28 protein-coding genes and 1 pseudogene are annotated in these 14,197 nt (G+C 52.7%); all 29 read left to right on the top strand.

Translation table 11 applies throughout. From position 1 onward, the window contains the following. Positions 1-310, top strand: a pseudogene (gene tuf, locus K5L82_RS00615) (elongation factor Tu); the annotation flags it as partial. Positions 311-497: 187 nt separating this feature from the next. Continuing rightward, positions 498-809 (top strand): 30S ribosomal protein S10, encoded by a 312-nt coding sequence (rpsJ, locus tag K5L82_RS00610; protein WP_041341420.1) that lies wholly within the window; start codon positions 498-500, stop codon positions 807-809. A gap of 75 nt (positions 810-884) precedes the next feature. Beyond that, positions 885-1,523, top strand: a complete 639-nt coding sequence (rplC, locus tag K5L82_RS00605) for a 50S ribosomal protein L3 (RefSeq protein WP_114335787.1) — start codon at positions 885-887, stop codon at positions 1,521-1,523. A gap of 11 nt (positions 1,524-1,534) precedes the next feature. Next, positions 1,535-2,140, top strand: a complete 606-nt coding sequence (gene rplD, locus K5L82_RS00600) for a 50S ribosomal protein L4 (RefSeq protein WP_133006546.1) — start codon at positions 1,535-1,537, stop codon at positions 2,138-2,140. Beyond that, positions 2,137-2,430, top strand: coding sequence for a 50S ribosomal protein L23 (gene rplW / locus K5L82_RS00595; RefSeq protein WP_114335789.1), 294 nt, complete (start codon positions 2,137-2,139; stop codon positions 2,428-2,430). The genes rplD and rplW overlap by 4 nt, the downstream gene beginning before the upstream one ends. 17 nt (positions 2,431-2,447) lie before the next feature. Continuing rightward, a complete protein-coding gene (gene rplB / locus K5L82_RS00590; protein ID WP_133006545.1) occupies positions 2,448-3,275 on the top strand; it encodes a 50S ribosomal protein L2 in 828 nt (275 codons plus the stop codon). A gap of 23 nt (positions 3,276-3,298) precedes the next feature. Next, positions 3,299-3,574 carry a 30S ribosomal protein S19 gene (gene rpsS / locus K5L82_RS00585; protein ID WP_114335791.1) on the top strand — a complete coding sequence of 92 codons (276 nt, stop codon included), beginning with the start codon at positions 3,299-3,301 and terminating at the stop codon, positions 3,572-3,574. A gap of 16 nt (positions 3,575-3,590) precedes the next feature. After that, on the top strand, positions 3,591-3,923 hold the full coding sequence (gene rplV, locus K5L82_RS00580; protein WP_044387658.1) for a 50S ribosomal protein L22: 333 nt from the start codon (positions 3,591-3,593) through the stop codon (positions 3,921-3,923). Positions 3,924-3,934: 11 nt separating this feature from the next. Then, positions 3,935-4,618 (top strand): 30S ribosomal protein S3, encoded by a 684-nt coding sequence (rpsC, locus tag K5L82_RS00575; protein WP_011784249.1) that lies wholly within the window; start codon positions 3,935-3,937, stop codon positions 4,616-4,618. 12 nt (positions 4,619-4,630) lie between these two features. Further along, the gene (rplP, locus tag K5L82_RS00570) at positions 4,631-5,044 is read left to right on the top strand and encodes a 50S ribosomal protein L16 (RefSeq protein WP_114335792.1); all 414 of its coding nucleotides are present in this window, start codon (positions 4,631-4,633) and stop codon (positions 5,042-5,044) included. After that, positions 5,044-5,235 carry a 50S ribosomal protein L29 gene (gene rpmC, locus K5L82_RS00565; RefSeq protein ID WP_114335793.1) on the top strand — a complete coding sequence of 64 codons (192 nt, stop codon included), beginning with the start codon at positions 5,044-5,046 and terminating at the stop codon, positions 5,233-5,235. The genes rplP and rpmC overlap by 1 nt, the downstream gene beginning before the upstream one ends. Before the next feature lies 1 nt (position 5,236). Beyond that, positions 5,237-5,503, top strand: a complete 267-nt coding sequence (rpsQ, locus tag K5L82_RS00560) for a 30S ribosomal protein S17 (protein WP_114335794.1) — start codon at positions 5,237-5,239, stop codon at positions 5,501-5,503. An 18-nt stretch (positions 5,504-5,521) separates the two neighbouring features. Further along, positions 5,522-5,890, top strand: a complete 369-nt coding sequence (rplN, locus tag K5L82_RS00555) for a 50S ribosomal protein L14 (RefSeq protein ID WP_114335795.1) — start codon at positions 5,522-5,524, stop codon at positions 5,888-5,890. A gap of 17 nt (positions 5,891-5,907) precedes the next feature. Continuing rightward, on the top strand, positions 5,908-6,228 hold the full coding sequence (rplX, locus tag K5L82_RS00550; RefSeq protein ID WP_114335796.1) for a 50S ribosomal protein L24: 321 nt from the start codon (positions 5,908-5,910) through the stop codon (positions 6,226-6,228). A 15-nt stretch (positions 6,229-6,243) separates the two neighbouring features. Next, complete coding sequence (gene rplE, locus K5L82_RS00545) at positions 6,244-6,783, top strand: 50S ribosomal protein L5 (protein ID WP_114335797.1); 540 nt, start codon at positions 6,244-6,246, stop codon at positions 6,781-6,783. Between the two features lie 12 nt (positions 6,784-6,795). Continuing rightward, positions 6,796-7,101, top strand: a complete 306-nt coding sequence (gene rpsN, locus K5L82_RS00540; protein ID WP_114335798.1) for a 30S ribosomal protein S14 — start codon at positions 6,796-6,798, stop codon at positions 7,099-7,101. A gap of 88 nt (positions 7,102-7,189) precedes the next feature. Beyond that, on the top strand, positions 7,190-7,582 hold the full coding sequence (gene rpsH / locus K5L82_RS00535) for a 30S ribosomal protein S8 (protein ID WP_133006543.1): 393 nt from the start codon (positions 7,190-7,192) through the stop codon (positions 7,580-7,582). 9 nt (positions 7,583-7,591) lie between these two features. Continuing rightward, a complete protein-coding gene (gene rplF, locus K5L82_RS00530) occupies positions 7,592-8,125 on the top strand; it encodes a 50S ribosomal protein L6 (RefSeq protein ID WP_223132796.1) in 534 nt (177 codons plus the stop codon). Between the two features lie 9 nt (positions 8,126-8,134). Continuing rightward, positions 8,135-8,482 (top strand): 50S ribosomal protein L18, encoded by a 348-nt coding sequence (rplR, locus tag K5L82_RS00525; protein WP_114335801.1) that lies wholly within the window; start codon positions 8,135-8,137, stop codon positions 8,480-8,482. Between the two features lie 12 nt (positions 8,483-8,494). Further along, positions 8,495-8,995 (top strand): 30S ribosomal protein S5, encoded by a 501-nt coding sequence (rpsE, locus tag K5L82_RS00520; protein WP_133006540.1) that lies wholly within the window; start codon positions 8,495-8,497, stop codon positions 8,993-8,995. Positions 8,996-8,999: 4 nt separating this feature from the next. Continuing rightward, entirely contained in the window at positions 9,000-9,188 is a 189-nt protein-coding gene (rpmD, locus tag K5L82_RS00515) for a 50S ribosomal protein L30 (protein WP_007153997.1), read from the top strand. Position 9,189: 1 nt separating this feature from the next. Further along, complete coding sequence (rplO, locus tag K5L82_RS00510) at positions 9,190-9,624, top strand: 50S ribosomal protein L15 (protein WP_133006539.1); 435 nt, start codon at positions 9,190-9,192, stop codon at positions 9,622-9,624. A gap of 17 nt (positions 9,625-9,641) precedes the next feature. Further along, on the top strand, positions 9,642-10,964 hold the full coding sequence (gene secY, locus K5L82_RS00505) for a preprotein translocase subunit SecY (protein WP_114335804.1): 1,323 nt from the start codon (positions 9,642-9,644) through the stop codon (positions 10,962-10,964). A 31-nt stretch (positions 10,965-10,995) separates the two neighbouring features. Next, a complete protein-coding gene (gene rpmJ / locus K5L82_RS00500) occupies positions 10,996-11,109 on the top strand; it encodes a 50S ribosomal protein L36 (protein ID WP_008174902.1) in 114 nt (37 codons plus the stop codon). Positions 11,110-11,249: 140 nt separating this feature from the next. Beyond that, complete coding sequence (rpsM, locus tag K5L82_RS00495) at positions 11,250-11,606, top strand: 30S ribosomal protein S13 (protein ID WP_029655315.1); 357 nt, start codon at positions 11,250-11,252, stop codon at positions 11,604-11,606. A gap of 13 nt (positions 11,607-11,619) precedes the next feature. Next, positions 11,620-12,009 carry a 30S ribosomal protein S11 gene (rpsK, locus tag K5L82_RS00490; RefSeq protein WP_004580767.1) on the top strand — a complete coding sequence of 130 codons (390 nt, stop codon included), beginning with the start codon at positions 11,620-11,622 and terminating at the stop codon, positions 12,007-12,009. 18 nt (positions 12,010-12,027) lie between these two features. Next, positions 12,028-12,648, top strand: coding sequence for a 30S ribosomal protein S4 (gene rpsD, locus K5L82_RS00485; RefSeq protein ID WP_133006538.1), 621 nt, complete (start codon positions 12,028-12,030; stop codon positions 12,646-12,648). Between the two features lie 35 nt (positions 12,649-12,683). Further along, on the top strand, positions 12,684-13,688 hold the full coding sequence (locus K5L82_RS00480; RefSeq protein WP_133006537.1) for a DNA-directed RNA polymerase subunit alpha: 1,005 nt from the start codon (positions 12,684-12,686) through the stop codon (positions 13,686-13,688). Positions 13,689-13,721: 33 nt separating this feature from the next. Then, a complete protein-coding gene (gene rplQ, locus K5L82_RS00475; protein WP_133006536.1) occupies positions 13,722-14,117 on the top strand; it encodes a 50S ribosomal protein L17 in 396 nt (131 codons plus the stop codon). Positions 14,118-14,197 lie beyond the last annotated feature (80 nt).

Here is a 14,197-nt window from a genome sequence, read left to right as displayed (position 1 = left end):
TCTGTGTAAGCCGGGTTCTATCAACCCGCACACCAAGTTCGAGTGTGAAGTGTACGTATTGTCCAAAGAAGAAGGTGGTCGTCATACTCCATTCTTCAAGGGCTACCGTCCTCAGTTCTACTTCCGTACCACAGACGTGACCGGATCGTGTGAACTGCCGGAAGGCGTTGAAATGGTAATGCCAGGTGACAACGTTCAGATGGTTGTTACTCTGATTGCCCCGATCGCCATGGAAGATGGTCTGCGCTTCGCGATTCGTGAAGGCGGCCGTACCGTTGGCGCCGGTGTTGTTGCCAAGATCATCGAGTAATATGCTCGGTTGATCAGGAAAAAGGGGCTGAATATTCTCAGCCCCTTTTTCTGTTTAGGTCGCAAAGCTATCCCAATCGTGTCCATTGCTTCGGCAGTTGACACGGTTGGGTATTATGCATACAATGCGGCTCCTTTTTTTGAAGGTCGGCTAAATAGTAGCTGCTACGAGTGGAGTTTGGTGCATCATGCAAAGCCAAAAAATTCGAATCCGGTTGAAGGCGTTTGATTATCGTCTAATCGACCAGTCCACGCAGGAGATCGTCGATACCGCTAAGCGGACCGGCGCTCAAGTTCGTGGTCCTATTCCTCTGCCGACGCGGAAGGAAAAGTACACGATACTGGTATCCCCGCACGTCAACAAAGATGCGCGTGATCAGTATGAAATTCGTACGCACAAGCGTTTGCTCGACATTGTTGAGCCTACGGAAAAGACAGTGGATGCTCTGATGAAGTTGGACCTGGCAGCAGGTGTAGACGTTCAGATCAGCCTCGGCTAATACCGTTTGGTATTAGAGTGTGTAACTGTCATAGGCCATAGAGGGTGCGAGCCCCGTACACTTAAGAGGTGAAACATGGCAATTGGTGTTGTCGGTCGTAAGGCCGGTATGACCCGTATTTTTACGGAAGATGGGCAGGCGTTGCCTGTTACAGTAATCGAGGTTGAACCCAACCGGATTACACAACTTAAAACTCTCGAAAACGACGGCTACCGCGCAGTTCAGGTAACCGTAGGTTCTCGTCGTTCCTCCCGTGTTACTAAGGCGGAAGCAGGTCACTACGCAAAAGCTGGCGTTGAAGCTGGTCGTGGTTCCTGGGAATTCCGTTTGGCAGATGGTGAAGGTGAAGAGCTGGCCGCTGGCGGCGAGCTGACAGTCTCTGTATTCGAAGACGGTCAAGTGGTTGATGCCACTGGTCGCTCCAAGGGTAAGGGCTTCCAGGGCGGTGTTAAGCGCTGGAACTTCTCCATGCAGGATGCTACCCACGGTAACTCCCTTTCTCACCGTGCTCCGGGTTCCATTGGTCAAAACCAAACTCCGGGTAAGGTATTTAAGGGTAAAAAGATGGCCGGTCAGATGGGTAATGCGCAGGTTACCGTGCAAAACCTCAAGATTGTCCGTGTCGATGCCGAGCGCAACCTGCTGCTAGTAAGTGGTGCCGTACCCGGCGCAACTGGCGGCGATGTTGTCATCAAGCCTGCAGTCAAAGCCTGAGGAGCGGTTCGATGGAATTGACAATTACTGGTAGTGGCAAGGGAATCTCTGTTTCCGACGCTGCATTTGCCAAAGATTTTAACGAAGCTCTGGTTCACCAGGTGGTTACTGCATACATGGCAGCTGGCCGTCAGGGTACCAAGGCTCAGAAGACACGTTCTGAAGTCAGAGGCGGTGGTAAGAAGCCTTGGCGTCAAAAAGGTACCGGCCGTGCACGTGCTGGCACCATTCGTAGCCCGATCTGGCGTTCAGGCGGCGTAACGTTCGCTGCTAAGCCTCGCGACTTTGAACAGAAAGTTAACCGTAAGATGTACCGTGCGGCCATGTGCTCGATCCTTTCCGAGCTAGTTCGTCAGGAGCGTCTGGTAGTGGTTGACGAAATGAGCGTCGATACTCCTAAAACCAAGGTGTTCACAGCGAAGCTCGAAGAACTGGGTGTTTCCAATGCCCTGATTCTATCCGAGACCGTTGAGCAGAACCTGCACCTTGCTTCTCGTAACATTCCTCACGTGGATGTTCGCGACGTTGCGGGTCTGGATCCTGTTAGCCTGGTTGCCTACGAGAAGGTCGTGGTCACTGTTCCCGCTCTGAAGAAGATCGAGGAGATGCTGGGATGAATCAGGAACGTATTTACAAGGTCCTGCTTGGACCACTCGTGTCAGAGAAAGCTTCTCGCGTAGCGGAGCACGGTCAGGTGGTTTTTCGTGTTGCCCCTGATGCGACCAAGCCCGAGATCAAAAAAGCCGTTGAACAGCTGTTCAACGTCACCGTAGAAGGTGTTCAGGTTCTGAACCGTAAGGGTAAGCTTAAGCGCACTATCCGCGGGTTCGGCAAGCGTAATGACATTCGTAAGGCTTACGTTAAGCTGGCAGAAGGTCAGGACATCGATTTTCTGGATGTGGAATAAGGTAAAGGGGTCGTAATATGCCGATCGTCAAGACCAAACCAACATCTGCCGGACGCCGTCACGTTGTAAAGCTTTACAACCCGGATTTGCACAAAGGGCGCCCATACCAGTCGTTGGTAGAAGCACAGAGTAGGACTGGTGGCCGTAATAACAATGGCCGTATTACCAGTCGTCACATTGGTGGTGGTCACAAGCAGCACTACCGTGTAATCGATTTTAAGCGGACTAAAGATAGTATTCCGGCGGTCATTGAGCGCCTGGAATACGATCCTAACCGTTCAGCGCACATTGCGTTGGTCAAATATGCCGATGGCGAGCGTCGTTACATTATCGCTCCTAAAGGTATGAAGGCTGGCGATCCTGTGCGCTCCGGCGTCGACGCGCCGATCAAGGTGGGTTCCACTTTGCCGCTCCGGAATATTCCGGTTGGTTCAGTGATTCACTGCGTCGAACTCAAGCCTGGCAAAGGTGCTCAGCTGGCTCGCTCTGCGGGCGCATCCGTACAGCTGGTTGCAAGGGAAGGGGCTTACGCCACTATCCGCCTGCGTTCAGGTGAAATGCGTAAGGTGCTTGTAGATTGTCGCGCAACGTTGGGTGAAGTATCCAACAGTGAGCACAGTCTGAAGCAGCTTGGTAAAGCGGGTGCATCACGTTGGCGCGGTAAACGTCCAACAGTACGTGGTGTTGCTATGAACCCAGTTGACCACCCACATGGTGGTGGTGAAGGGCGTACCTCTGGTGGACGTCACCCGGTTACTCCGTGGGGTGTTCCGACCAAAGGGCATAAGACTCGTAAGAACAAACGTACTGATAAGATGATAGTACGTCGTCGTTCGGCCAAGTAAACGACTACATAGAGGTAATTGCTGTGCCACGTTCTTTAAAGAAAGGTCCTTTTATAGACCTGCATCTGTTGAAGAAGGTCGAGGCAGCTCTGGAAAAAAGCGACAAGCGTCCAATTAAAACCTGGTCCCGCCGGTCGACAATTTTCCCAGAGATGGTAGGCCTGACCATTGCAGTCCACAACGGCAAGCAGCACGTGCCGGTTTATGTCACCGAAGATATGGTAGGACATAAGCTGGGTGAGTTCGCGGCAACGCGTACTTATCGTGGTCATGCGGCCGACAAGAAAGCTAAACGCTGATCCTGAGGTAATAGAAATGGAAGTAGCAGCCAAGTATAAGGGCGCTCGCCTCTCAGCTCAGAAAGCGCGTCTTGTCGCTGACCAAGTACGCGGCAAGGCTGTTGAGGACGCCCTGAACATTTTGACTTTCAGCCCGAAGAAGGCGGCTGGCGTGATCAAGAAAGCTCTTGAATCTGCCATCGCTAACGCTGAGCACAACGAAGGTCTAGACGTTGATGATCTGCGGGTCTCCACTGTCATGGTGGATGAAGGCCCAACGCTCAAGCGAATCAAAGCTCGAGCCAAGGGGCGCGCTGACCGTATTATGAAGCGCACCTGTCATATCACCGTCAAGGTCGCCGACAAGTAGGAGATGCTCAGATGGGTCATAAAGTAAATCCGACCGGCATACGCCTGGGTGTGATTAAAGAGCACAACTCAGTTTGGTACGCCGACAAAAAGGACTACGCGAAAAACCTGTTGAATGATATTCAGGTTCGCGAGTTCCTCGACAAGCGTCTGGTTAAGGCGTCTGTCAGCAAGATCGTGATCGAGCGCCCTGCTCAGAACGCCCGGATCACGATCCATACCGCCCGTCCCGGTATTGTTATCGGTAAGAAGGGTGAAGATGTTGACCGTCTGCGTCGTGAAGTTAGCGACATGATGGGTGTGCCTGTGCACATCAACATCGAAGAAGTCCGCAAGCCGGACCTGGATGCCCGCCTGGTAGCGCAAAACGTTGCCGGTCAGCTCGAGCGTCGTGTAATGTTCCGTCGCGCTATGAAGCGTGCGGTACAGAACGCCATGCGTCAGGGTGCCAAGGGTATCAAGATTCAGGTTGGTGGTCGTCTTGGGGGTGCTGAAATCGCACGTTCCGAGTGGTATCGCGAAGGTCGTGTTCCTCTGCACACACTGCGTGCAGATATTGATTACGCAACCTATGAAGCGCACACCACTTACGGCGTTATCGGCGTGAAGGTATGGATCTTCAAAGGTGAGATTCTTGGTGGTATGGAACAGGTCCGTGCTGACAAGAAAGCCTCTGGGAAGAAAGGTTCTAAGTAAAGGGGCACTCTTATGCTGCAACCAAAACGCACCAAATTTCGCAAGGTAATGAAAGGCCGTAACACCGGTCTTGCTCAGCGAGCTACTAAGGTGAGCTTCGGTGAATACGGATTGAAAGCGACAACCCGTGGACGTATAACTGCGCGTCAGATTGAGGCAGCGCGTCGTACCATGACTCGTAAGATCAAGAGGGGCGGTAAGATCTGGATTCGGGTTTTCCCGGATAAACCGATCACCGGTAAGCCACTCGAAGTTCGAATGGGTAAAGGTAAGGGTTCTGTCGAGTATTGGGTGGCTGAAATTCAGCCAGGCCGCATGCTCTACGAAATGGAAGGTGTATCCGAAGAATTGGCTCGGGAAGCCTTCACATTGGCAGCGGCCAAACTGCCTGTACAGACCACCTTTGTAACGAGGACGGTGATGTGATGAAAGCAACAGAGCTGCGTGAAAAGTCCGTTGAGGAGCTGAACAGCGAGCTGATCAACCTCCTGAAGGAGCAGTTCAACCTGCGTATGCGTAAAGCAACAGGTCAGCTGAATCAGTCTCACCTCCTCGGCAACGTGAAACGCGACATTGCGCGCGTTAAAACGGTAATGAATGAAAAGGCAGGACAGTGACATGACCGAAGCTACCCAAACTGCCAGAACTCTGAGCGGGAAGGTCGTGAGCAACAAGATGGACAAGTCCATCGTGGTCCTGGTTGAGCGTCAGGTGAAACACCCTCTGTACGGTAAGTACATGAAGCGTTCAACCAAGATCCATGCGCACGATGAAAGCAATCAGTGCAACATCGGCGACACCGTAACCATCGAGGAAACCCGTCCGGTCTCCAAGACTAAGAGCTGGGCTCTGGTTGAGGTCACCGAACGCGCTTCCAAGGTGTAATTCGCCCGGAGAACAACCATGATTCAGACTCAAACAATGCTTGAAGTCGCGGATAACAGCGGTGCACGTCAAGTTATGTGTATCAAGGTCCTGGGCGGATCTCACCGGCGTTATGCCAGCGTTGGGGATATCATTAAGGTAACCGTTAAGGAAGCCATCCCACGCGGCAAGGTGAAGAAAGGCCAGGTCCTTAAAGCTGTTGTAGTACGTACCCGTAAGGGTGTGCGTCGTCCAGACGGTTCTTTGATCCGTTTTGACGGTAACGCGGCGGTACTTCTGAACACTCAGGACGCGCCCATTGGTACCCGTATCTTCGGACCGGTTACTCGTGAGCTGCGAAACGAAAAGTTCATGAAGATTATCTCACTGGCACCCGAAGTACTTTAAAGGACCAGAGGCCGGTTATGAAAAAGATTAAACGAGATGACGAAGTAATCGTCACCGCGGGGAAAGACAAAGAGAAACGTGGTAAAGTCCTGAAGGTTCAGGACGATGGTCGCGTGATTGTTTCTGGTATCAACATGATCAAGAAGCACACAAAGCCTAACCCGATGCTCGGCACCCCAGGTGGTATCGTCGAAAAAGAAGCGCCTATCCAGGCTTCCAACGTGGCTATTTTTAATCCGCAGACCGGCAAAGCCGATCGTGTTGGCTTCCAGATCAAGGAAGACGGCACTAAAGTGCGGATCTTCAAGTCCACGAAAGAACCTGTCGATAACCAGTAAGCGGTGGTGGTTACGATGCTTAACATGAAAGAGCAGTATTCAAAGGAAGTGGTACCCGCCCTGCAGAAAGAGTTCGGCTACAAGAACGTTATGCAGGTTCCGCGTATCGAAAAAATCACCCTGAACATGGGTGTCGGTGAAGCTGTTGGTGACAAGAAGCTTATTGAAAATGCCGTCGCGGATCTTGAGCGTCTGGCAGGTCAAAAAGTTGTTGTGACCAAGGCAAGAAAATCGGTAGCGGGCTTTAAAATCCGTGAAGGTTGGCCGATTGGTTGTAAAGTGACCCTGCGCGGTGAGCGCATGTGGGATTTCTTTGATCGCCTGGTGCACATTGCGGTTCCCCGCATTCGTGACTTCCGTGGCCTCAATCCGAAATCCTTCGACGGTCGCGGTAACTACAGCATGGGTGTGCGTGAGCAGATCATCTTCCCTGAGATCGAGTACGACAAAGTCGACAAGGTCCGCGGGTTGGATATCACCATCACTACCTCTGCCGATACCGACGACGAAGGTCGCGAACTGTTGAAAGCCTTCGGCTTTCCGTTCAAGAAATAAGGAACGAGTGACATGGCTAAGGTTTCAATGAAAAACCGTGAGCTGAAGCGTGAGCAGACTGTGGCTAAGTACGCAGCCAAGCGCGCCGAGCTCAAGGCGATTATCAAAAACCCTAATACCAGCGACGAAGAGCGTTGGGACGCACAGATGAAGCTGCAGCAGCAGCCTCGCAATGCGAGCCCTTCACGTCTTCGGAATCGTTGCCAGGTGACTGGTCGTCCTCACGGCGTTCTGCGCAAGTTCGAACTTTCACGGATTAAGCTCCGTGAATACGGCATGCGCGGTGACGTTCCAGGGCTGACTAAGGCAAGCTGGTAAGACAGGCATCCTGACTTCGGTCAGGAGCCCGTTGGTAAGCGGTGCGGCGCGCCGCTGCACAACTAAAAAGATCAGGAGACTCATTGTAATGAGTATGCAAGATACGCTTGCGGATATGTTTACTCGTATTCGTAATGCCCAGATGGCAGAGAAGGCCGATGTGGTCATGCCATCTTCCAAGATGAAGATCTCCGTAGCCCAGGTCCTTAAGGACGAAGGCTACGTTGGAGAGTTTTCCGTTTCAGCTGACGCGAAGCCCCAGCTAACGATCAACCTGAAGTACTTCGGCGGTAAGCCGGTTATTGAAGAGATCAAGCGGGTTAGTCGTCCGAGTCTGCGCCAGTACAAAGGCGCTGGGGAGCTGCCGAAAGTATCCGGTGGTCTGGGAGTCGCGATTGTCTCAACGTCCAAGGGCGTTATGACAGACCGCGCCGCACGAGCTGCTGGCGTGGGTGGCGAAGTCATCTGCACCGTATTCTAGGAGAATCACATGTCCAGGGTTGCCAATAATCCTGTCGTGCTGCCTTCCGGTGTTGAGGTTAAGCTGAACGGACAGGAAATCAATGTAAAGGGCTCCAAAGGAGCACTTGAACTCACTATTCACCAATTAGTCGAAGTAAAGCAGGAAGACGGTCGTCTTCGCTTTGCAGCTCGCGATGGTGCTAAAAAGTCCCGCGCTCTTGCTGGTACTACTCGGGCGTTGGTTAACAATATGGTTAACGGCGTGTCTACAGGCTGGGAGCGCAAGCTTCAGCTGACAGGCGTAGGTTACCGTGCTCAGGCGCAAGGCAAGAAGCTCAATCTGACACTGGGTTTTTCTCACCCGGTTGAATATGAGCTGCCCGAGGGTGTTACCGCTGAAACTCCGTCGAACACGGAAGTTGTAATTCGCGGTATCGACAAGCAACAGGTTGGCCAGGTCGCTGCAGACATTCGCGCGTTCCGTCCGCCCGAGCCTTATAAGGGCAAAGGTGTACGTTATGCGGATGAGCAGGTAAGACGCAAAGAAGCCAAGAAGAAATAAGGCGGGACTATGAGCGCGAATAACGAAAGACTGCGTCGCGCACGTAAAGTGCGCATGAAGATTCGTGAGCTGGGTACTGACCGTCTGTGCGTTCACCGCACGCCGCGTCATATGTACGCCCAGGTTACTACAGCAGATGGCAGCAAAGTGCTGGCAACTGCCTCCACGTTGGATAAGGAATTGCGCCAGGGTGCAACCGGTAACGTGGACGCCGCCAAAAAAGTGGGTCAGCTGATTGCTGAACGCGCTAAGGCGGCAGGCATTGAGAAGGTCGCATTTGACCGCTCAGGTTACCGTTATCACGGTCGCATTCAGGCTTTGGCCGACGGTGCTCGTGAAGCTGGCTTGCAATTCTAAGAGGTGGAGAAGATGAGCGTTAACGAACAGAAGGCGCCTGAGCTCCAGGAAAGGCTGGTTCAGGTCAATCGAGTCGCTAAGGTTGTTAAAGGCGGCCGTATCTTTGCCTTCACTGCACTGACCGTAGTGGGTGATGGTAAAGGACGCGTTGGTTTTGGTCGTGGTAAAGCCCGGGAAGTTCCGGTCGCTATCCAGAAGGCTATGGAAGCTGCGCGTAAAAACATGGTAGACGTCGCCCTAGACGGCAACACGCTTCAGTACGCAGTTCGTGCACAGCACGGCGGTTCTAAAGTGTTCATGATGCCGGCTTCAGAAGGTACCGGTGTTATTGCTGGTGGTGCGATGCGCGCAGTACTTGAAGTAGCGGGCGTTCAAAACGTTCTCTCCAAGTGCTACGGCTCTACCAACCCGGTGAACGTTGTACGTTCAACCATTAAGGGTCTGCAGGCTATGAATGCGCCTGAAGATGTTGCAGCCAAGCGCGGTAAATCCGTCGAAGATATCCTGGGTTGAAGTCATGGCGAACGCAAAAACGATCAAAGTAACTCTGACCCGCAGCCCTATCGGCTGCCAGCCTAAGCACAAGCTTTGTGTAAAAGGCTTGGGTCTTCGTAAAATCGGTCACACTGTTGAAGTGGAAGATACCCCTTCTATTCGCGGTATGATCAACCGGGTTAATTACCTGGTGCAGGTTGAGGAGAACTAAGATGCGTCTGAACGAACTTGCTCCGGAACCTGGTTCACGTCCGAACGCTAAGCGTGTTGGTCGTGGTATCGGTAGCGGACTCGGTAAAACGGGCGGTCGTGGTCATAAAGGTCTGAAATCCCGTTCCGGTGGCTCTGTAGCCCCTGGTTTCGAGGGTGGTCAGCAGCCTTTGGCCCGTCGTCTGCCAAAATTCGGTTTCACTTCTCGTCAGCAGCGTTATGTTGCTGAGATTCGCCTGAACGAGCTGGCGAAGGTAGAGGGTGACGTAGTCGATCTGGCTGCACTGAAGAAAGCTGACATCGTTCGTGAAGAGATTCGCGTTGCTAAGGTTATGCTGTCTGGTGAGCTGGACCGTGCGGTAACCGTTAAAGGGCTACGTGTCACTAAAGGCGCACGCGAGGCAATTGTTGCCGCGGGTGGGAAAGTCGAAGACTAAGACGAGTCGAGGACTAAATGGCCAAGACAGCATCATTGCCTGCGGGCGCTGGGAAAGGATTTGCAGAGCTGCGTTCGCGGCTCTGGTTTGTCTTTCTGGCGTTGTTGGTGTACCGCATCGGTGCTCATATTCCGGTGCCGGGCATCAACCCAGACCGTTTGGCGGCATTGTTTGACCAGAACCAGGGCACGATCCTGAGTCTGTTTAACATGTTCTCCGGTGGTGCGCTTGAGCGCATGAGTATTTTCGCACTCGGTATCATGCCGTATATTTCGGCCTCGATTATTATGCAGCTCATGACTGCGGTTAGTCCGCAGCTTGAGCAGCTTAAGAAAGAGGGTGAAGCTGGTCGTCGTAAGATTAGCCAGTACACGCGGTATGGTACGGTTATCCTGGCCCTGGTTCAGGGCTTCGGTATTTCGGTGGGGCTTGCCTCTCAAGGTGTTACCTTCAACGACAGCTTCAGCTTCCACTTTGTGGCGGTTGTCTCGTTCGTTTGTGGTGCCGTCTTCATGATGTGGCTTGGTGAACAAATCACCGAGCGTGGTATCGGAAACGGTATCTCCCTGCTTATTTTCGCAGGTATCGTCGCGGGCTTGCCGGGGGCTATAGGTCAGACCCTGGAGCAAGCACGTAACGGAGAGATGAGTCTGCTGGTTGTGCTCGGTATTGGCGTGCTGGCCGTTGCTGTAGTCGGTTTTGTGGTGTTTATGGAGCGCGGTCAACGCCGCCTAACCATTAACTATGCAAAACGGCAGCAGGGACGTCAGGTATTCGCTCAGCAATCCAGTCATTTGCCTCTTAAGGTCAATATGGCCGGTGTTATTCCGCCGATCTTCGCTTCTTCGATTCTGCTCTTCCCGGCGTCATTGGGACAGTGGTTCGGGCAAGGTGAAGGCATGGAATGGCTGAGTGATGTGTCACAAGCATTGGCTCCGAGCCAACCTTTGTATATTATCCTGTTCGCAGCAGCAGTTGTTTTCTTCTGCTTCTTCTACACAGCGCTGATGTACAACCCTAAAGAAGTTGCGGATAACCTCAAGCGTTCCGGCGCGTTCATTCCGGGGATTCGTCCGGGAGAACAGACGGCGAAGTACATCGATGGTGTTCTTACTCGTCTTACGTTGTTCGGGGCTATGTATATCGCGGCGGTGTCCCTGTTCCCTCAGTTTCTGATGGTTGCAGGTAACGTACCTTTCTATCTTGGTGGTACATCACTGCTGATTGTTGTAGTCGTGGTGATGGATTTCATGGCGCAGGTTCAGTCGCACCTGATGTCTCATCAGTATGAATCACTGATGAAGAAGTCCAATCTCAAGGGCTATGGACGGAACGGCTGATAGCCGTTCCCCTTGAAAACTGGAGTCGACAATGAAAGTACGCGCTTCGGTAAAGAAAATTTGCCGTAACTGCAAAGTAATTCGACGCAATGGCTCAGTTCGAGTCATCTGCTCGGAGCCTCGCCACAAGCAGCGCCAGGGCTAATCCTTCGGGATTAACACTGACATTGTAAAAGGGGTTCGGAATAAGGCGCTTGACTCAAGCCTGAGTCAAGCGTTATTATTTCGCGCCCTTTTTGTGGCGGAAAATTCACACAGCAAAGCTTTGAACGCGGAGTAATTTGGATGGCACGTATAGCCGGTGTCAATATACCCGATCACAAACATGCTGTTATCTCACTGACATACATCTTTGGTGTCGGCAAGACAACAGCCCAGAAGCTTTGCGATGCAACCGGCGTTAAGCCGGACGTCAAGGTCAAAGACCTTAGCGACGAGCAGCTTGAAGCACTTCGTACTGAAGTGGGCAAGTTCACCGTCGAAGGCGATTTGCGTCGTGAAGTACAGATGAACATTAAGCGTTTGAAGGATCTCGGTTGCTTCCGTGGTCTGCGCCATCGTCACGGACTTCCAGTTCGCGGCCAGCGCACCAAGACCAACGCCCGCACCCGTAAAGGTCCACGCAAACCTATTCGTAAGTAACAGGTAGGCAAACATGGCAAAGCCAGGTACACGTACCCGTAAAAAGGTGAAAAAGACGGTTGTTGATGGCGTCGCGCACATTCACGCGTCCTTCAACAACACCATCGTGACCATTTCGGACCGTCAGGGCAACGTTTTGTCCTGGGCCACTTCTGGTGGTTCTGGTTTCCGCGGTTCGCGTAAGAGCACACCTTTTGCTGCGCAGGTAGCAGCTGAAAGAGCCGGTAATGCGGCTGCTGAATACGGCCTTAAAAACCTGGATGTAGAGGTTAAGGGTCCTGGGCCCGGACGTGAATCTGCAGTTCGTGCCCTCAATGGGTGTGGCTACAAGATCACTAACATCACTGATGTGACGCCGATTCCCCATAACGGTTGTCGTCCGCCCAAGAAGCGCCGCGTCTAACACAGGAGACAGTGAAATATGGCTCGTTATATAGGCCCGAAGTGCAAGCTGTCTCGTCGTGAAGGGACAGATCTTTTTCTGAAGAGCGGTGTTCGCGCGCTCGATTCCAAGTGCAACATCGAGACTCCGCCGGGTATGCACGGCGCGCGTCGCGGTCGTCTGTCCGAGTACGGCTTGCAGCTTCGCGAGAAGCAAAAAGTTCGTCGTATCTACGGTGTGCTTGAGAAGCAGTTCCGTGGGTACTACAAAGAGGCAGCCCGTCGGAAGGGTGCAACGGGTGAAAACCTGCTGCAACTTCTTGAAGGCCGTCTGGATAACGTTGTATATCGCATGGGTTTTGGTTCTACCCGTGCTGAGTCCCGTCAGCTCGTTTCTCACAAAGCGATCCTGGTTAACGATAAGCCGGTAAATATTGCCTCTTATCAGGTTAAAGCAGGTGACGTTGTGAGTCTGCGTGAGAAGGCCAAGAATCAGTTGCGCGTTAAAGGCGCTCTGGAACTGGCTGGTAGCCGCGCGCCGGTGAGCTGGGTAGAGGTTGACGCCAACAAGATGTCCGGCGTTTACAAGTCAGTACCTGAGCGTACTGAACTGCCTGCCGACATCAACGAGAACCTCATCGTCGAGCTTTACTCTAAGTAAAGCCCAGTTAGCAACGATAGCAGATAGGGGCGTCTATGCAGCGTTCAGTACATGAGTTATTGACACCTCGTACGATCGACGTGAAAGAGTCCGGCGCTTTGCGTGCCAAGGTCACTCTGGAGCCGCTAGAACGCGGCTTTGGTCATACCTTGGGCAGTGCGCTTCGCCGCATTCTTCTGTCTTCGATGCCAGGCTGCGCCGTGACTGAAGCACAGATCGACGGTGTCCTGCACGAGTACAGTGCCATCGAGGGTGTCCAGGAGGACGTCATTGAGATTCTTTTGAACCTCAAGGGCGTTGCCGTAAAGATGAACGGACGTGATGACACTGAGCTGACACTCAGCAAAAAAGGTCCGGGCGTTGTAACTGCTGGTGATATCACGTTGGATCACGACGTTGAAATCGCTAACCCGGAACACGTTATCTGTCACCTGAGCGAGAACGGCGAACTGAACATGCGCTTGCGCGTGTCTCGGGGTCGCGGCTACGAGCCAGCTGATCAGCGTGGACTGGACGAGGACGAAACTCGTGCCATTGGGCGTTTGCAGCTTGATGCTACGTTCAGCCCGGTTCGCCGAGTGTCTTATGCGGTAGAAAGTGCACGGGTTGAGCAGCGTACAGATCTCGACAAGCTTGTTATTGATCTGGAGACTAACGGTACGATCGATCCGGAAGAAGCAATTCGCCGGGCCGCGACTATCCTCCAGCAACAATTGGCTGTGTTCGTCGATTTCGATCATGAAAAAGAGCCAGAGCGCGTAGAAGAAGAGGAAGAAATCGATCCTATTCTGTTGCGTCCGGTTGATGATCTTGAGTTGACTGTACGTTCGGCTAACTGCTTGAAGGCAGAAAATATTTACTATATCGGCGATCTAATCCAGCGCACAGAAGTGGAGCTGCTGAAGACGCCTAACCTTGGCAAAAAGTCGCTGACCGAGATCAAGGACGTTCTAGCGTCCCGTGGTCTGTCACTGGGAATGCGTCTTGATAACTGGCCGCCGGCAAGCCTTCGTGGTGATGACCGGGTTCTGGGCGGTTAATCGCCGATTAGTTTAAGGTAAGGAATCAGAGCAATGCGTCATCGTAAGAGTGGTCGTAAGTTCAACAGGACCAGTGCGCATCGCAAGGCCATGTTCCGTAACATGACTGCGTCACTGGTTGAGCACGAGCTGATCAAAACGACGCTCCCGAAAGCGAAAGAATTGCGTCGGGTAGCAGAGCCATTGATCACGCTCGCAAAGAATGATTCGGTTGCGAATCGTCGTCTGGCGTTTGCGCGCCTGCGTGACGATGCAGCGGTAGCTAAGCTTTTCAACGAGCTGGGCCCCCGTTACAACGAACGACCGGGTGGATATCTTCGTGTTTTGAAGTGCGGTTTCCGTGCTGGCGACAATGCCCCTATGGCATTTGTTGAGCTGGTCGGCCGTCCTCTGGACATTGAAGCTGAAGAGATGGGCGACGACGAGTAAAATCGTTTAGGCTATTTCTTGAAAAGGCCGGGATCCGAAAGGTTCCCGGTTTTTTTGTGTCTGGAATTTGTGTTGTTGCT

The organism is Marinobacter sp. AL4B (assembly GCF_019916045.1).
Taxonomy (GTDB): Bacteria; Pseudomonadota; Gammaproteobacteria; order Pseudomonadales; family Oleiphilaceae; genus Marinobacter.
Note: the sequence above shows the minus strand (reverse complement) of the source record. Positions and strands in the feature narration are given on the sequence as shown.

What these genes read in the sequence shown, in the direction of transcription:
- rpsJ (WP_041341420.1), top strand. Translation starts at nt 498, where the DNA reads ATGCAAAGCCAAAAAATTCGAATCCGGTTGAAGGCGTTTGATTATCGT.
- rplC (WP_114335787.1), top strand. Translation starts at nt 885, where the DNA reads ATGGCAATTGGTGTTGTCGGTCGTAAGGCCGGTATGACCCGTATTTTT.
- rplD (WP_133006546.1), top strand. Translation starts at nt 1,535, where the DNA reads ATGGAATTGACAATTACTGGTAGTGGCAAGGGAATCTCTGTTTCCGAC.
- rplW (WP_114335789.1), top strand. Translation starts at nt 2,137, where the DNA reads ATGAATCAGGAACGTATTTACAAGGTCCTGCTTGGACCACTCGTGTCA.
- rplB (WP_133006545.1), top strand. Translation starts at nt 2,448, where the DNA reads ATGCCGATCGTCAAGACCAAACCAACATCTGCCGGACGCCGTCACGTT.
- rplV (WP_044387658.1), top strand. Translation starts at nt 3,591, where the DNA reads ATGGAAGTAGCAGCCAAGTATAAGGGCGCTCGCCTCTCAGCTCAGAAA.
- rpsC (WP_011784249.1), top strand. Translation starts at nt 3,935, where the DNA reads ATGGGTCATAAAGTAAATCCGACCGGCATACGCCTGGGTGTGATTAAA.
- rplP (WP_114335792.1), top strand. Translation starts at nt 4,631, where the DNA reads ATGCTGCAACCAAAACGCACCAAATTTCGCAAGGTAATGAAAGGCCGT.
- rpmC (WP_114335793.1), top strand. Translation starts at nt 5,044, where the DNA reads ATGAAAGCAACAGAGCTGCGTGAAAAGTCCGTTGAGGAGCTGAACAGC.
- rpsQ (WP_114335794.1), top strand. Translation starts at nt 5,237, where the DNA reads ATGACCGAAGCTACCCAAACTGCCAGAACTCTGAGCGGGAAGGTCGTG.
- rplN (WP_114335795.1), top strand. Translation starts at nt 5,522, where the DNA reads ATGATTCAGACTCAAACAATGCTTGAAGTCGCGGATAACAGCGGTGCA.
- rplX (WP_114335796.1), top strand. Translation starts at nt 5,908, where the DNA reads ATGAAAAAGATTAAACGAGATGACGAAGTAATCGTCACCGCGGGGAAA.
- rplE (WP_114335797.1), top strand. Translation starts at nt 6,244, where the DNA reads ATGCTTAACATGAAAGAGCAGTATTCAAAGGAAGTGGTACCCGCCCTG.
- rpsN (WP_114335798.1), top strand. Translation starts at nt 6,796, where the DNA reads ATGGCTAAGGTTTCAATGAAAAACCGTGAGCTGAAGCGTGAGCAGACT.
- rpsH (WP_133006543.1), top strand. Translation starts at nt 7,190, where the DNA reads ATGAGTATGCAAGATACGCTTGCGGATATGTTTACTCGTATTCGTAAT.
- rplF (WP_223132796.1), top strand. Translation starts at nt 7,592, where the DNA reads ATGTCCAGGGTTGCCAATAATCCTGTCGTGCTGCCTTCCGGTGTTGAG.
- rplR (WP_114335801.1), top strand. Translation starts at nt 8,135, where the DNA reads ATGAGCGCGAATAACGAAAGACTGCGTCGCGCACGTAAAGTGCGCATG.
- rpsE (WP_133006540.1), top strand. Translation starts at nt 8,495, where the DNA reads ATGAGCGTTAACGAACAGAAGGCGCCTGAGCTCCAGGAAAGGCTGGTT.
- rpmD (WP_007153997.1), top strand. Translation starts at nt 9,000, where the DNA reads ATGGCGAACGCAAAAACGATCAAAGTAACTCTGACCCGCAGCCCTATC.
- rplO (WP_133006539.1), top strand. Translation starts at nt 9,190, where the DNA reads ATGCGTCTGAACGAACTTGCTCCGGAACCTGGTTCACGTCCGAACGCT.
- secY (WP_114335804.1), top strand. Translation starts at nt 9,642, where the DNA reads ATGGCCAAGACAGCATCATTGCCTGCGGGCGCTGGGAAAGGATTTGCA.
- rpmJ (WP_008174902.1), top strand. Translation starts at nt 10,996, where the DNA reads ATGAAAGTACGCGCTTCGGTAAAGAAAATTTGCCGTAACTGCAAAGTA.
- rpsM (WP_029655315.1), top strand. Translation starts at nt 11,250, where the DNA reads ATGGCACGTATAGCCGGTGTCAATATACCCGATCACAAACATGCTGTT.
- rpsK (WP_004580767.1), top strand. Translation starts at nt 11,620, where the DNA reads ATGGCAAAGCCAGGTACACGTACCCGTAAAAAGGTGAAAAAGACGGTT.
- rpsD (WP_133006538.1), top strand. Translation starts at nt 12,028, where the DNA reads ATGGCTCGTTATATAGGCCCGAAGTGCAAGCTGTCTCGTCGTGAAGGG.
- K5L82_RS00480 (WP_133006537.1), top strand. Translation starts at nt 12,684, where the DNA reads ATGCAGCGTTCAGTACATGAGTTATTGACACCTCGTACGATCGACGTG.
- rplQ (WP_133006536.1), top strand. Translation starts at nt 13,722, where the DNA reads ATGCGTCATCGTAAGAGTGGTCGTAAGTTCAACAGGACCAGTGCGCAT.